Here is a 13907-nt window from a genome sequence, read left to right as displayed (position 1 = left end):
TATGTCTCAGGCTGCGCTGAACACGAGAAATCGCGATGTCGAGGAAATGCCATCCTCCCGCCGCAATAATGGAACGCGTCTTGCAGGAATCCTGTTCCTGCTGACGGTGTTATGTACCGTGTTGGCTAGCGGCTGGGTAGTCCTGGGCTGGATGGAAGATGCGCAACGGTTACCGTTGTCGAAGCTGGTGTTGACAGGCGATCGTCATTACACCCGCAACGACGATATTCGCCAGTCAATTCTGGCGCTTGGCGCACCCGGCACGTTTATGACGCAGGATGTCAATATTATCCAGAGCCAGATTGAACGTCTGCCCTGGATAAAGCAGGCGAGTGTCAGAAAGCAATGGCCTGATGAATTGAAGATTCATCTGGTTGAATATGTGCCTATAGCACGTTGGAATGATCAGCATCTGGTGGACATGGACGGTAATTCGTTCAGTGTTCCTGCGGATCGAACCAGCAAGCAGGTTTTACCCATGCTGTATGGCCCGGAAGGGAGTGAGAGCGAAGTTTTACAGGGCTTCCATGACATGGGGCAGGTGCTGGCGAAGGATAAATTCACGTTGAAAGAGGCAGCGATGACTGCCCGGCGGTCGTGGCAGGTGACGCTCAATAACGATATTAAGCTCAACCTCGGCCGTGGCGATACGATGAAACGCCTGGCGCGCTTTGTCGAACTCTATCCGGTTCTGCAACAGCAGGCGCAGGTGGATCGCAAAGAAATTAGTTACGTGGATTTACGCTATGACTCTGGCGCGGCGGTAGGTTGGAAGCCGGCCCCAGTTCAGGACCCTAATCAGCAACAGAATCAGGCACAGGCAGAACAATAATGATCAAGGCGACGGACAGAAAACTGGTAGTAGGACTGGAGATTGGTACCGCGAAGGTAGCCGCTTTGGTAGGGGAAGTTCTGCCCGACGGTATGATCAATATCATTGGGGTGGGAAGCTGCCCGTCCCGTGGAATGGATAAAGGTGGCGTTAACGACCTGGAATCTGTGGTGAAATGCGTTCAGCGAGCCATCGATCAGGCCGAACTGATGGCCGATTGCCAGATCTCTTCTGTTTATCTGGCGCTGTCGGGTAAACATATTAGCTGCCAGAATGAAATTGGTATGGTGCCGATTTCAGAAGAAGAAGTGACGCAGGAAGATGTAGAGAACGTGGTGCATACGGCGAAATCGGTGCGTGTGCGTGATGAACACCGCGTTCTGCATGTCATTCCTCAGGAATATGCCATTGACTACCAGGAAGGTATCAAAAACCCGGTAGGTCTTTCGGGTGTGCGTATGCAGGCGAAAGTACATTTGATCACCTGCCATAACGATATGGCGAAAAACATTGTTAAAGCAGTGGAACGTTGCGGTCTGAAAGTTGACCAACTTATTTTCGCCGGGCTGGCCTCCAGTTATTCCGTATTGACGGAAGATGAACGTGAGCTGGGTGTCTGCGTTGTAGACATTGGTGGTGGTACAATGGATATGGCCGTCTATACAGGCGGAGCGCTGCGCCACACGAAAGTAATCCCGTATGCAGGGAATGTCGTGACCAGTGATATCGCCTATGCGTTCGGTACGCCGCCAAGCGACGCCGAAGCAATTAAAGTTCGCCATGGTTGCGCACTGGGTTCTATCGTAGGTAAAGATGAGAGCGTTGAAGTGCCGAGCGTGGGAGGTCGTCCACCACGTAGCTTGCAGCGCCAGACGCTGGCTGACGTGATTGAGCCGCGTTATACCGAGTTGCTCAATCTGGTGAATGATGAGATTTTGCAGTTACAAGAGCAGCTTCGTCAGCAAGGGGTTAAACATCATCTGGCGGCGGGGATTGTGTTAACGGGCGGGGCAGCGCAAATTGAAGGTCTGGCGGCATGTGCCCAGCGTGTATTCCATACGCAAGTGCGTATTGGCGCGCCGCTCAATATTACTGGTTTAACGGATTACGCCCAGGAGCCGTATTACTCAACGGCGGTGGGATTGCTGCACTACGGGAAAGAAACCCATCTGAGTGGTGAAGCAGAAGTGGAAAAACGTGCATCAGTCGGCTCGTGGTTTAAACGAATCAATAGCTGGCTGCGTAAAGAATTTTAATTTTCGGAGACCTGAAAACATTAGCGGTCTCAGGCGACAGGCACAAAACGGAGAGAAATTATGTTTGAACCTATGGAACTGACCAACGACGCGGTGATTAAAGTCATCGGCGTCGGTGGCGGCGGCGGTAATGCCGTTGAACACATGGTGCGCGAGCGCATTGAGGGTGTTGAATTCTTCGCAGTGAATACCGACGCGCAAGCGTTGCGTAAGACTGCGGTGGGTCAGACCATTCAGATCGGCGGTGGTATCACCAAAGGTCTGGGCGCTGGGGCTAACCCGGAAGTAGGTCGTAATGCGGCAGAAGAGGATCGTGAAGCACTGCGCGCTGCGCTTGATGGTGCTGACATGGTCTTTATCGCAGCGGGTATGGGCGGCGGCACCGGCACGGGTGCGGCACCGGTCGTTGCGGAAGTGGCTAAAGATTTGGGTATCCTGACGGTTGCTGTCGTGACCAAGCCTTTCAACTTTGAAGGCAAGAAGCGTATGGCATTCGCTGAACAGGGTATTGCTGAGCTGTCCAAACATGTGGACTCGCTGATTACTATCCCGAACGATAAACTGCTAAAAGTTCTCGGTCGAGGTATCTCTCTGTTGGATGCATTCGGTGCGGCCAACGATGTATTGAAAGGCGCAGTGCAGGGTATCGCCGAACTGATTACCCGTCCTGGTCTGATGAACGTCGACTTTGCGGACGTGCGTACCGTGATGTCCGAGATGGGCTATGCCATGATGGGCTCCGGCGTTGCGAGAGGCGAAGACCGCGCAGAAGAAGCTGCGGAAATGGCGATTTCCTCTCCGCTGTTGGAAGATATCGATCTGTCTGGTGCGCGCGGCGTGCTGGTTAACATCACCGCGGGCTTCGACCTGCGTCTGGATGAGTTCGAAACAGTGGGTAACACCATTCGTGCATTCGCATCTGACAATGCTACTGTTGTTATCGGTACGTCGCTGGATCCGGATATGAATGACGAGCTGCGTGTGACTGTTGTAGCAACCGGTATTGGTATGGACAAACGTCCGGAAATTACCCTTGTGACCAACAAACAACAGCAGCAACCGGTGATGGACCGCTACCAGCAGCACGGTATGTCGACGATGCAGCAGGAGCAGAAACCTCAGTCTAAAGTGGTTAATGACAATACGCCGCAGACGACTAAGGAACCGGATTACCTGGATATTCCAGCATTTTTGCGTAAGCAAGCTGATTAAGAATACGCTGGAAGTTGGGCATCTTCGCTCTTTGTGCTAAACTGCCCCACCGATTGTGTAGTACACTTCGGTTGGATGGTTAATTAGGCGAGATTATACGATGATCAAACAAAGGACACTTAAACGTATCGTTCAGGCGACTGGTGTCGGTTTACATACCGGCAAGAAAGTCACACTGACGTTGCGCCCTGCGCCGGCCAACACCGGGGTCATCTATCGTCGCACTGACTTGAATCCACCGGTAGATTTCCCGGCTGATGCTAAATCTGTGCGTGATACAATGCTCTGTACGTGTCTGGTGAACGAGCATGACGTGCGGATTTCAACTGTAGAGCACCTTAATGCTGCTCTGGCCGGTCTGGGTATCGACAACATTATTGTTGAAGTTGATGCGCCGGAAATCCCGATTATGGATGGCAGTGCTGCACCGTTCGTTTATCTTCTGCTGGATGCAGGCATCGAAGAACTGCGCAGTGCGAAGAAATTCGTGCGAATCAAAGAGACGGTTCGCGTTGAAGACGGTGATAAATGGGCAGAGTTCAAGCCGTTTAACGGTTTCTCTCTCGATTTCACCATCGACTTTAACCACCCGGCCATTGATGCCAGCACCCAGCGTTACGCGATGAACTTTTCTGCCGACGCGTTCATGCGCCAGATTAGCCGCGCGCGTACTTTCGGTTTCATGCGTGATATCGAATATCTGCAGTCCCGTGGTTTGTGCCTGGGCGGCAGCTTCGATTGTGCCATCGTTGTTGACGATTATCGCGTATTGAACGAAGACGGTCTGCGTTTTGAAGACGAATTCGTTCGTCACAAAATGCTCGACGCGATTGGTGACTTGTTCATGTGTGGTCACAATATCATCGGTGCGTTTACCGCATATAAATCAGGTCACGCGCTGAACAACAAATTGTTGCAGGCAGTCCTTGCGAAACAGGAAGCCTGGGAATATGTGACCTTCGAAGATGATGCTGAACTGCCATTGGCGTTCAAAGCACCGACGATGGTTCTGGCGTAATACCAGACAATTAGTAAGATCTAAATTCGACTGGTCCACCTGGCACACTCTCTCCTGCCAGGCGCGCCAGTCGTTTTTTATTTTAAAATCTGTACTTTTGCCTCGCTTTGGTTCATGAAGATTCTTTTTACCACTCAATGAGCGCGATCGCTGCTTTCCTGGCCGTTTTTATCCCCCGGAGCGCCTTATAATCGCTGTCCTCCCGCTGCATTAATGGTAATATCTTTGCGCAAAATAACGCATACCGAAGTAAAAAGCGGACAACAGTGATTTTTTGGTGGGCTGAGTGAGCGGAATTCTGACGTGCTGGCGACAATTTGGCAGACGTTATTTCTGGCCGCATCTCTTATTGGGGATGGTCGCGGCAAGCTTTGGCATGCCTGCGTTCAGCAACAGCAACCACACTGAACCAGCCAAAGCGACGACGCGTAATCATGAAGGCGCTGGCAGCGTTAACTTCACCAATTTCGCGCTGCTTGAAGGGACTCGCCGTCCGAGCTTTACTGTTGATTACTGGCATCAGCATGCCATCCGTACCGTTATTCGACATCTCTCTTTCGCGATGGCGCCACAGGCGTTACCCGTTGTGGAAGAGCCGCTGCCTTTGCAGGCTCACCACCTTGCTCTGCTGGATACGCTCAGCGCACTGCTGACCCAGGAGCAGAGACCGTCGGCAATTGTTAGCCAGACATGTGGTACCGATTCCCCCACCCATTCCGCGTTTAGCGTTCGGGCCTGGATCAGCCAGGTCCAGGGCATCCGTGCGGGACCTCAACGCCTTAGCTGAAAAATTATCCTTCAACTAAATTTGTGACTCCGCAGAGCGGGGCGTTTGAGATTTTATTATGCTTATCAAATTATTAACAAAAGTATTCGGTAGTCGTAACGATCGTACACTGCGTCGTATGCGCAAAGCAGTCGGCATCATCAATGCGATGGAGCCGGAAATGGAAAAGCTGTCAGACGATGAGCTGAAAGCAAAAACAGCGGAATTTCGTGGCCGTCTGGAAAAAGGCGAAACAGTTGAAAGTTTGATCCCGGAAGCGTTTGCCGTTGTGCGCGAAGCCAGTAAACGTGTCTTCGGTATGCGCCACTTCGACGTTCAGTTACTCGGCGGCATGGTATTGAATGAACGTTGCATCGCAGAGATGCGTACCGGTGAAGGTAAAACCCTGACCGCGACGCTACCTGCGTATGTTAATGCCCTGAGCGGCAAAGGTGTTCATGTGGTCACCGTGAACGACTATCTGGCGCAACGTGACGCCGAAAACAACCGTCCATTGTTCGAATTCCTTGGCATGACCGTTGGGATCAACCTGCCGGGTATGCCGTCTGCGGCGAAGCGCGAAGCTTATGCCGCTGATATCACTTACGGTACTAACAACGAATACGGTTTTGACTATCTGCGCGACAATATGGCGTTCAGCCCTGAAGAACGTGTACAGCGCAAACTGCACTATGCGCTGGTGGATGAGGTGGACTCCATCCTCATCGATGAAGCGCGTACACCGCTGATCATTTCTGGTCCGGCTGAAGACAGCTCCGAAATGTACAAAAAGGTGAACAAAATCATTCCACATCTGGTTCGCCAGGAGAAAGAAGACTCTGATACCTTCCAGGGCGAAGGGCACTTCTCGGTGGATGAAAAAGCGCGTCAGGTTAACCTGACCGAACGTGGCCTGGTGCTGATTGAAGAACTGCTGGTTAACGAAGGCATTATGGATGAAGGTGAGTCACTGTACTCTCCGGGCAACATTATGTTGATGCACCATGTTACCGCAGCGTTGCGCGCGCACGCTTTGTTCACCCGTGATGTGGATTACATTGTTAAAGATGGCGAAGTTATCATCGTCGACGAGCACACTGGCCGTACCATGCAAGGGCGCCGCTGGTCTGATGGTCTGCACCAGGCCGTGGAAGCCAAAGAAGGTGTGGATATTCAGAACGAAAACCAGACGCTGGCTTCTATTACCTTCCAGAATTACTTCCGTCTGTACGAGAAACTGGCGGGGATGACAGGTACTGCTGATACCGAAGCATTCGAGTTCAGTTCTATTTACAAACTCGATACCGTGGTGGTGCCGACCAACCGTCCGATGATCCGTAAAGATATGCCGGATCTGGTCTACATGACCGAGGCGGAAAAAATTCAGGCAATTATTGAAGATATTCGTGAGCGTACTGCCGCAGGCCAGCCGGTACTGGTAGGTACGATCTCCATTGAGAAATCCGAAGTGGTTTCCAATGAGCTGACGAAAGCGGGTATCAAACACAACGTACTGAATGCTAAGTTCCACGCCAAAGAAGCAGATATTGTGGCTCAGGCGGGTTATACCTCAGCGGTAACGATCGCAACTAACATGGCTGGTCGTGGTACCGATATCGTGTTGGGTGGTAGCTGGCAGGCAGAGGTCGCAGAGCTGACCGACCCGACGCCGGAACAGATTGCGCAGATTAAAGCCGACTGGCAGGTACGTCACGATGCTGTGCTTGCTGCGGGCGGTCTGCATATCATTGGCACCGAGCGTCACGAATCGCGCCGTATCGATAACCAGCTGCGTGGCCGTTCTGGTCGCCAGGGCGACCCGGGTTCATCCCGCTTTTACTTGTCTATGGAAGATGCGCTGATGCGTATTTTTGCCTCAGATCGCGTATCGAGCATGATGCGTAAACTGGGCATGAAACCGGGCGAGGCGATTGAACACCCGTGGGTAACCAAGGCGATTGCCAACGCACAACGTAAAGTGGAAAGTCGCAACTTCGATATCCGTAAACAGCTGCTGGAATATGATGACGTGGCGAACGATCAGCGTCGCGCGATTTATACCCAGCGTAACGAACTGTTGGATGTGTCTGATGTTAGCGAGACCATTAACAGTATTCGTGAAGACGTGTTCAAGGCGACCATTGATGCCCATATTCCACCACAGTCTCTGGAAGAGATGTGGGATGTTCCTGGCTTACAGGAACGCCTGAAAAATGATTTCGACCTCGATCTGCCGATTGCTGAGTGGCTGGATAAAGAGCCGGAATTGCATGAAGAGACCCTGCGTGAGCGTATCCTCGCGCAGGCAGTCGAAGTCTATGGCCGCAAAGAAGAAGTTGTTGGCGCCGAGATGATGCGCCACTTCGAAAAAGGCGTCATGCTGCAAACGCTGGACTCTCTGTGGAAAGAGCACCTGGCGGCGATGGATTACTTGCGCCAGGGGATCCATTTACGTGGTTATGCGCAAAAAGATCCGAAGCAAGAGTACAAGCGAGAATCTTTCTCGATGTTCGCTGCGATGCTGGAGTCGCTGAAATATGAAGTGATCAGCACCCTGAGTAAAGTTCAGGTACGTATGCCGGAAGAAGTTGAAGCAATGGAACAGCAGCGTCGCGAAGAAGCAGAGCGTCTGGCGCAGATGCAGCAACTGAGCCACCGTGACGATGAATCTGAGGCGGCTGCAGCGCTGGCGGCGCAGACCGGCGATCGTAAAGTTGGTCGTAACGATCCTTGCCCTTGCGGATCAGGTAAAAAATACAAACAGTGCCATGGTCGTCTGAGCTAAGGCACGAATAAATGAAGAAAGGCGCAGATATCTGCGCCTTTTTTATGGAGTAACGACAATGAAAATACTGCAAATCGCCGTCGGGATTATTCGCAACCCACAGGATGAAATCTTTATCACCCGCCGCGCAGCCGATGCGCATATGGCTAATAAATGGGAGTTTCCTGGCGGCAAGATTGAAGAAGGCGAAACGCCTGAACAAGCTGTTGTCCGCGAGTTGCACGAAGAAGTGGGTATCAAAGCTGGAACTGTCAGTCTGTTCGACAAGCTGGAATATCGTTTCCCGGACCGCCACATTACGCTCTGGTTTTTTCTTGTAGAGCAGTGGGAAGGTGATCCATGGGGAAAAGAGGGACAGCCTGGACGTTGGGTTCATCAGACTCAACTGCTGGCGGATGAGTTCCCGCCAGCCAATGAACCAGTTATCTCAAAACTGGCAAGTATGTGATCGTTCAGGATGTGGCGGGATTACCCGCCACCGCGCAATTTACTGCTGCTCTTCGCTCCAGTCGTCGCTGTCGGAAAGATCTCCTGCACTCGGGATGCGTTTTTCCTCCGCAGCCCATTCACCCAGATCTATTAACTGGCAGCGTTTTGAACAGAACGGACGAAACGGGCTGGTTTCGCTCCATACCACGCTTTTACCGCAGGTTGGACAATTAACACGGGTTGCGTCTGACATCATTTCTCCTTAACAACAAGCTAATTCGAAATCCAGGCGTTCCGGAACGATGCCATTTTCACTGTCGAGCGGCAGGAAACGAATCGCAAAACGACTTTTATGACCCGAAATCTGTGGGAAAAGCTGGCTACCTAAGTCCAGATGCAGGCGAAGCAGATCGGCATCTTCACCATTATCCTGGTAAAAACCGTTCAGACTGGTTTGCTTACGGAACGGGGCTGAGTTACGGATCAAATCCAGAATCAGTGACAACGTGTGATTGAGTGGCGTCAGGCTGGACAGCCAGATATTGACCTGCTCGTCACGCTGAACCTGAGGCAAATGAAGCCAGACATGCAAAGTGGGCAAATCAAAGCTGCAACAACCGCCGGGTATACTCAGACGCTGGCGTACCAGGCCGATTAGCCTATCTTCACGCAGAAGCTGCCCAATGCGGGGAGCCGCCATCAGCATGGTGCTGGTCTCTTTTAACTGCTGGCGGATAGCATCGATACGTCCCTGATCAACGCCAGGTACTTCGGCCCAGGCTTTCAATTTACGTTGCTGGCGTTCCAGTTCTTTAAGCAACTCGGTACGCGTGTCACCACGTTCGAAAATATCCAGTAGCTCACCGGCGTTACGGAAGAAATGCAGTGCGTCTGCATGATCGGCAAGAGGAAGGCGAGCTGTCAGTTGCTGGAGCAGGAATTCGATACGTAGCCATGTGCGCATCTTTTCATTGAGCGGGTGTTCAAATAGGACGTGGGTCTGCATTAAGGATTTTCCTGTGAAACTGCCTGCGATGCATAACTCAAATAAGCCGCATGCAGGCGGGCAACATCCGATGCAATTGCATCTGGTGCGCCATTATTGTCAATAATATCATCCGCAACGGCAAGGCGTGCTTCACGTGTCGCTTGCGCCGCCAGAATATGCTCAGCATTTTCACGGCTTACGCCGTCACGCTGCATCGTTCGCAAAATTTGCGTCTCAGGGGAGACGTCGATAACCAATATCCGGTCGGCTTTGTTCTGTAAGTGGTTTTCAACCAACAATGGAACAACCCACAATACATAGGGGGAGGTTGCCTCGGCTATTTGTCTCTGGGTTTGCTGATGTATTAACGGGTGCAGCAAACCATTAAGCCAGGCTTTCTCGACTGGGGAAGCAAAAATCCGTTCGCGTAATAAGCGACGGTTCAGTGAACCCTCCGGTGTGAGGATGTCCGAACCAAAATGTTCCGCGATGGCATGTAATGCAACAGAGCCCGGTTCAACAACCTGACGGGCAATAATATCCGCATCGACAATATCCACCCCTAAACGGGCGAAGGCATCAGCGACCGTACTTTTGCCGCTACCTATACCTCCGGTTAACGCGACCGTATACCCCATAGCGCCTGATCTCAAAAAGTCGGTGAAAAAAATCATAACCCACACGTTTTCAATTTTGCCAGTTTGCTTTACTCAGGTCGTCAGTAAGCGAAACGCGGAAAAATAACTATGCATTTTCCATCTGAATCAGTAGGTTATAATTTGTGCAAGTCGAACTTACACAAATGCGGCTAATCTTGCCCTTTCACCAGGTAAATTTATAGGATTGTAGCGTAAAAAAAGAGAATTTCGCAGTCTTGCGGAGTCCTGATTAGTGCGTATGATAGCGTCACTGGAGTTGTGTGTTTGCAAGTCTGCGTTGTTCGCCATTAACCCCAGGAATCCGCACATGCGTATTGAAGAAGATCTGAAGTTAGGTTTTAAAGACGTTCTTATCCGCCCTAAACGCTCTACCCTCAAAAGCCGTTCCGATGTTGAGCTGGAACGCGAGTTTACCTTTAAGCATTCAGGTCAGAACTGGTCTGGCGTACCGGTAATTGCTGCCAATATGGACACTGTTGGTACCTTTGCGATGGCGAAAGCGCTGGCTTCGTTCGATATTCTGACTGCGGTGCATAAACATTATTCTGTTGAAGACTGGAAAGCATTTATCCAGTGCGAGTCTGACGATGTTTTGCGCCACGTGATGGTATCAACAGGTACCTCAGATGCCGATTTCGAAAAGACCAAACAAATTCTCGCGCTGCACTCGCAACTGAATTTTGTATGCATTGATGTTGCCAATGGTTATTCCGAGCATTTCGTGCAGTTCGTGTCGAAAGCACGTGAAACCTGGCCGAATAAAACGATTTGCGCAGGTAACGTCGTGACCGGCGAAATGTGTGAAGAGCTGATCCTTTCCGGTGCGGATATTGTAAAAGTCGGTATCGGCCCAGGCTCTGTATGTACCACACGTGTGAAAACCGGTGTTGGCTATCCTCAGCTTTCAGCTGTTATTGAATGTGCCGACGCGGCGCATGGTTTAGGTGGTCAAATCGTTAGCGATGGCGGTTGTACCGTACCTGGCGATGTGGCGAAAGCCTTTGGTGGCGGCGCTGATTTTGTCATGCTCGGCGGGATGCTGGCAGGGCACGAAGAAAGTGGTGGTACCCTGGTTGAAGAAAACGGTGAAAAATTCATGCTGTTCTATGGCATGAGTTCTGAGTCGGCAATGACCCGTCACGTTGGTGGAGTAGCTCAGTACCGTGCAGCAGAGGGTAAAACCGTTAAGTTGAAATTACGTGGCCCGGTGGAAAATACGGCGCGCGATATCCTTGGTGGCTTGCGTTCAGCCTGTACTTATGTGGGCGCATCTCGTCTGAAAGAGCTGACCAAACGTACGACTTTTATCCGCGTACAGGAGCAAGAAAACCGCGTTTTCAATAGCCTCTAATCGGCTTACAGGCGCAGTTCGCTGCGCCTGTCTCATCCCATTCCACTCATTGCATCTCCCAGATGGAAAATCGGCAGATACATGGCCACAATCAGCGTGCCGACAATAATACCTGTCACCACCAACAGTAATGGTTCCAGCATTGACGCCAGCCCATCAGCCTGGTACTGCGTATGTTCACTATGATGCTTTGCCAGATTCAGTAACATTGCGTCCAGTGCGCCTGAGACTTCCCCCGTACTGATCAGTTGAATGCACAACGGTGTAAAAACCCCTCTGGCACTGAACGCTGCTGAAATCGACAAACCCTGGGTAATATCCCGCTGTATTGCAGCAACTATATCTCGCCACCATGGGCATGTAAGCGTTTCTCTGACACTTTCCAGACCTTGTAAGAAGGCGATACCAGCTTGCTGCGTCAGCGATAGTACGGTAAAGATCTGGCTGAGTTTCTGCCCAAGAACAAGCCGCCCTGCCAGTGGGCACGCCAGCAGGATACGTTGCTGATAACGCAGCCAGCCGGAATGTTTCTGTAAGCGACCCAGCAGAATTGCCAACATCAGGCTGATAATGACTAAGGGAAGGCTGCCTTGCTGGAGAATATCCGCACATGCCAGTACACCACGCGTGAGCGCAGGCAACGGCGTATTGAATGTCTGGTAAATGGTGGCAAATTCCGGCAGGACGAAATAGATCATCGCCAGTACCACGATAAATGCCAATATCAGAACAATAAGCGGATAGCGCAGCGCTTTTTTTACTTTCCGCGTGAGGGCAAGCTCTGTTTTTTGCTGCGTGGCGAGCTTAAAGCAGCACTCATCCAGCTTTCCCGTAAGTTCACCCGTTCGTATCATTGCCAGGTAAAGCGGCGGGAAGACCTCCGGCCAACGTGATAGTGCGCCAGAGAATGTCTCGCCCTGTGCCAGATTTTCTGCCAGCGTCTGTAACAGCGCCTGCCACTGAACAGAAGACTGTTGTTTGGCCAGTAGCTGCAAGCCATCCGGTAACGTCAGACCAGCCTGCAGTAGTGTGGCAAGTTGATGGATGACCTGGCTACTGTGTTCTGCGTGCCACTGCGCCTGGCGTACCGGGCGACGACGCAGAGAGAGTGGGTGAAGGCATTGCTGTTGCAAAGCGAACAGTACATCGCCGCGCTGTTCCGCCCAACAGGCGCCTTTATGCCGCTCACCGTTGTCGTCCAGCCCGGACCACTGCCAGAGTTGTTTAGTCGCCATCGGGTATACCAGTACGCGAACCAACTCTTCAAAAGTAGTGATCCCTTTTTCCACAGCCAGACAACCATTCTGAAATAGTGTCGTCATACCCGATGAACGTGATTGCTTTTCAATGTCGCTGACCGGGAGTCCGCTGGCAATGGCCTGGCGCAGTACACTGTCTATTTCCAGAACCTCAAAGAGCGCTACTCGTCCATAAAATCCGTGATAACAACGTTCACAGCCTTTTGATACCCAGCGTGGTAATGGACGCGGCCAGAGCGCTGTCGGCAGATTCACATCCTCATGCAGCCGGCTGCGGCAATAGGGGCATACTTTTCGCACCAGGCGCTGTGCGACCACCAAAGAGAGTGCGGAGGAGATCATCCAGCGGGCAACCCCCATTTGTTGGATACGCACTAGCGTTTCGGCCGTCGAGTTGGTGTGAAGCGTCGACAGAACCAGATGCCCGGTTTGCGCGGCCGTGATGGCGATTTCAGCTGTTTCGCCATCACGGATCTCGCCGACCATAATGACATCCGGATCCTGGCGTAAAAGTGCACGTAACACGTTCTGGAAGGTCAGCCCTGCGCGTGGGTTGATCTGCGTCTGATTCAGACCCGTAAGCGGGATCTCTATCGGATCTTCTACGCTGCAAAGGTTGATATCAGGCTTATTGCGAGCCTGCAACGCACTGTACAGGGTTACGGTTTTTCCACTGCCCGTGGGGCCTGTAACCAGCAGCAGTCCCTGTGGCTTGTTCAACGCCTGCTGAAATTGCGCCAGTTGGGGTTGGGTCATTCCGAGCTGAGGGAGGTCGAGTGCCTGACTTACCTGATGCAACAGCCGCAGTACGACTTTTTCGCCATGTCGGCACGGTAGGGTGGCTATGCGAAATGAGACATCCTGTCCGTTAAGCACGATGCTAAACTGCCAGTCTTGCGGCAGCCTGCGTTCGGCAATGTCCAGATTACCCAATACTTTCAGCCGCGCAGTCAGGGTGTTGGCGAGCGCGCTGGAAACCAGAGGCAGAGCATGCAATACGCCGTCAACGCGCAGCCGGATGCGATAGGTATGTTCTGCCGGTTCAAAATGGATATCTGATGCCCTCTGGCTAAGAGCCTGTTGCAGCGTCTGGTCAAGCAACTCGACCGCTGATCCTGAATCTTCGGCGGGCATGAGCGGTTGTACTTCTGTCGACTGTTGGTGATGGCTGTCCATTTGTTCCTGCGTCCAGCATTCGATATCAATCCGTTTTTGTGTAGCAAAACGTAATGCTTCGAGCAGCTCTGATGAAGGGTCGCCCACGACGGCAATGGTCAGCATCTTTTCGTCACAGTTAAGTAGACAGGCATGGTGACGTTTGCACAGTGTGGTGAGTTTATCCTGGCGCATGG

The 13907-nt window shown here is 51.9% G+C and carries 12 protein-coding genes and 1 pseudogene; 8 read left to right on the top strand and 5 right to left on the bottom strand.

All coding sequences use genetic code 11. From position 1 onward, the window contains the following. Nucleotide 1: 1 nt before the first annotated feature. From ftsQ to mutT, 7 genes are all read left to right on the top strand, one after another. Nucleotides 2-832: a cell division protein FtsQ gene (ftsQ, locus tag AAIG39_RS16480; protein WP_249569303.1), complete on the top strand. Its 831-nt coding sequence runs from the start codon at nt 2-4 to the stop codon at nt 830-832. Further along, complete coding sequence (ftsA, locus tag AAIG39_RS16475; protein WP_039078371.1) at nt 832-2088, top strand: cell division protein FtsA; 1257 nt, start codon at nt 832-834, stop codon at nt 2086-2088. Before ftsQ ends, ftsA begins: the two co-directional genes overlap by 1 nt. A 60-nt stretch (nt 2089-2148) precedes the next feature. Next, nucleotides 2149-3300, top strand: a complete 1152-nt coding sequence (gene ftsZ, locus AAIG39_RS16470; RefSeq protein ID WP_039078372.1) for a cell division protein FtsZ — start codon at nt 2149-2151, stop codon at nt 3298-3300. Nucleotides 3301-3400: 100 nt separating this feature from the next. Next, nucleotides 3401-4318, top strand: coding sequence for a UDP-3-O-acyl-N-acetylglucosamine deacetylase (lpxC, locus tag AAIG39_RS16465; RefSeq protein WP_090081628.1), 918 nt, complete (start codon nt 3401-3403; stop codon nt 4316-4318). A gap of 286 nt (nt 4319-4604) precedes the next feature. Beyond that, nucleotides 4605-5105 (top strand): secA translation cis-regulator SecM, encoded by a 501-nt coding sequence (gene secM, locus AAIG39_RS16460; protein WP_090081629.1) that lies wholly within the window; start codon nt 4605-4607, stop codon nt 5103-5105. A 58-nt stretch (nt 5106-5163) separates the two neighbouring features. Next, complete coding sequence (gene secA, locus AAIG39_RS16455; protein WP_090081632.1) at nt 5164-7869, top strand: preprotein translocase subunit SecA; 2706 nt, start codon at nt 5164-5166, stop codon at nt 7867-7869. 58 nt (nt 7870-7927) lie between these two features. Then, entirely contained in the window at nt 7928-8317 is a 390-nt protein-coding gene (gene mutT / locus AAIG39_RS16450) for an 8-oxo-dGTP diphosphatase MutT (protein WP_343194284.1), read from the top strand. A gap of 39 nt (nt 8318-8356) precedes the next feature. Here mutT and yacG read toward each other — a convergent pair whose 3' ends face one another. The 3 genes from yacG to coaE are packed head-to-tail and all read right to left on the bottom strand — an operon-like array spanning nt 8357 to nt 9924. Next, the gene (gene yacG / locus AAIG39_RS16445) at nt 8357-8551 is read right to left on the bottom strand and encodes a DNA gyrase inhibitor YacG (RefSeq protein WP_039078377.1); all 195 of its coding nucleotides are present in this window, start codon (nt 8549-8551) and stop codon (nt 8357-8359) included. 9 nt (nt 8552-8560) lie between these two features. Next, complete coding sequence (gene zapD / locus AAIG39_RS16440; protein ID WP_090081637.1) at nt 8561-9304, bottom strand: cell division protein ZapD; 744 nt, start codon at nt 9302-9304, stop codon at nt 8561-8563. Then, complete coding sequence (coaE, locus tag AAIG39_RS16435) at nt 9304-9924, bottom strand: dephospho-CoA kinase (RefSeq protein WP_090081639.1); 621 nt, start codon at nt 9922-9924, stop codon at nt 9304-9306. Before coaE ends, zapD begins: the two co-directional genes overlap by 1 nt. Nucleotides 9925-10252: 328 nt before the next feature. Here coaE and AAIG39_RS16430 point away from each other — a divergent pair, with 328 nt between their 5' ends. Next, entirely contained in the window at nt 10253-11296 is a 1044-nt protein-coding gene (locus AAIG39_RS16430) for a GMP reductase (protein ID WP_249569299.1), read from the top strand. 32 nt (nt 11297-11328) lie between these two features. On the opposite strand, the gene hofC is transcribed toward AAIG39_RS16430, so the two are convergent. Together hofC and gspE are read right to left on the bottom strand one after the other, a co-directional pair. After that, complete coding sequence (gene hofC / locus AAIG39_RS16425) at nt 11329-12531, bottom strand: protein transport protein HofC (RefSeq protein WP_343194301.1); 1203 nt, start codon at nt 12529-12531, stop codon at nt 11329-11331. Then, nucleotides 12532-13905, bottom strand: a pseudogene (gene gspE / locus AAIG39_RS16420) (type II secretion system protein GspE); the annotation flags it as partial. Between the last annotated feature and the right edge of the window lie 2 nt (nt 13906-13907).

Source organism: Phytobacter palmae (genome assembly GCF_039409775.1).
GTDB lineage: Bacteria > Pseudomonadota > Gammaproteobacteria > Enterobacterales > Enterobacteriaceae > Phytobacter > Phytobacter palmae.
The sequence above is the reverse complement of the archived record's forward strand: the minus strand, read 5'-3'. Positions and strand labels throughout refer to the sequence as shown.

Bases quoted from the DNA above. Each gene is read 5' to 3' on its own strand.
- hofC (WP_343194301.1), bottom strand. From the start codon at position 12,531: ATGGCGACTAAACAACTCTGGCAGTGGTCCGGGCTGGACGACAACGGT.
- secA (WP_090081632.1), top strand. From the start codon at position 5,164: ATGCTTATCAAATTATTAACAAAAGTATTCGGTAGTCGTAACGATCGT.
- mutT (WP_343194284.1), top strand. From the start codon at position 7,928: ATGAAAATACTGCAAATCGCCGTCGGGATTATTCGCAACCCACAGGAT.
- coaE (WP_090081639.1), bottom strand. From the start codon at position 9,924: ATGGGGTATACGGTCGCGTTAACCGGAGGTATAGGTAGCGGCAAAAGT.
- yacG (WP_039078377.1), bottom strand. From the start codon at position 8,551: ATGTCAGACGCAACCCGTGTTAATTGTCCAACCTGCGGTAAAAGCGTG.
- lpxC (WP_090081628.1), top strand. From the start codon at position 3,401: ATGATCAAACAAAGGACACTTAAACGTATCGTTCAGGCGACTGGTGTC.
- ftsZ (WP_039078372.1), top strand. From the start codon at position 2,149: ATGTTTGAACCTATGGAACTGACCAACGACGCGGTGATTAAAGTCATC.
- ftsQ (WP_249569303.1), top strand. From the start codon at position 2: ATGTCTCAGGCTGCGCTGAACACGAGAAATCGCGATGTCGAGGAAATG.
- AAIG39_RS16430 (WP_249569299.1), top strand. From the start codon at position 10,253: ATGCGTATTGAAGAAGATCTGAAGTTAGGTTTTAAAGACGTTCTTATC.
- zapD (WP_090081637.1), bottom strand. From the start codon at position 9,304: ATGCAGACCCACGTCCTATTTGAACACCCGCTCAATGAAAAGATGCGC.
- ftsA (WP_039078371.1), top strand. From the start codon at position 832: ATGATCAAGGCGACGGACAGAAAACTGGTAGTAGGACTGGAGATTGGT.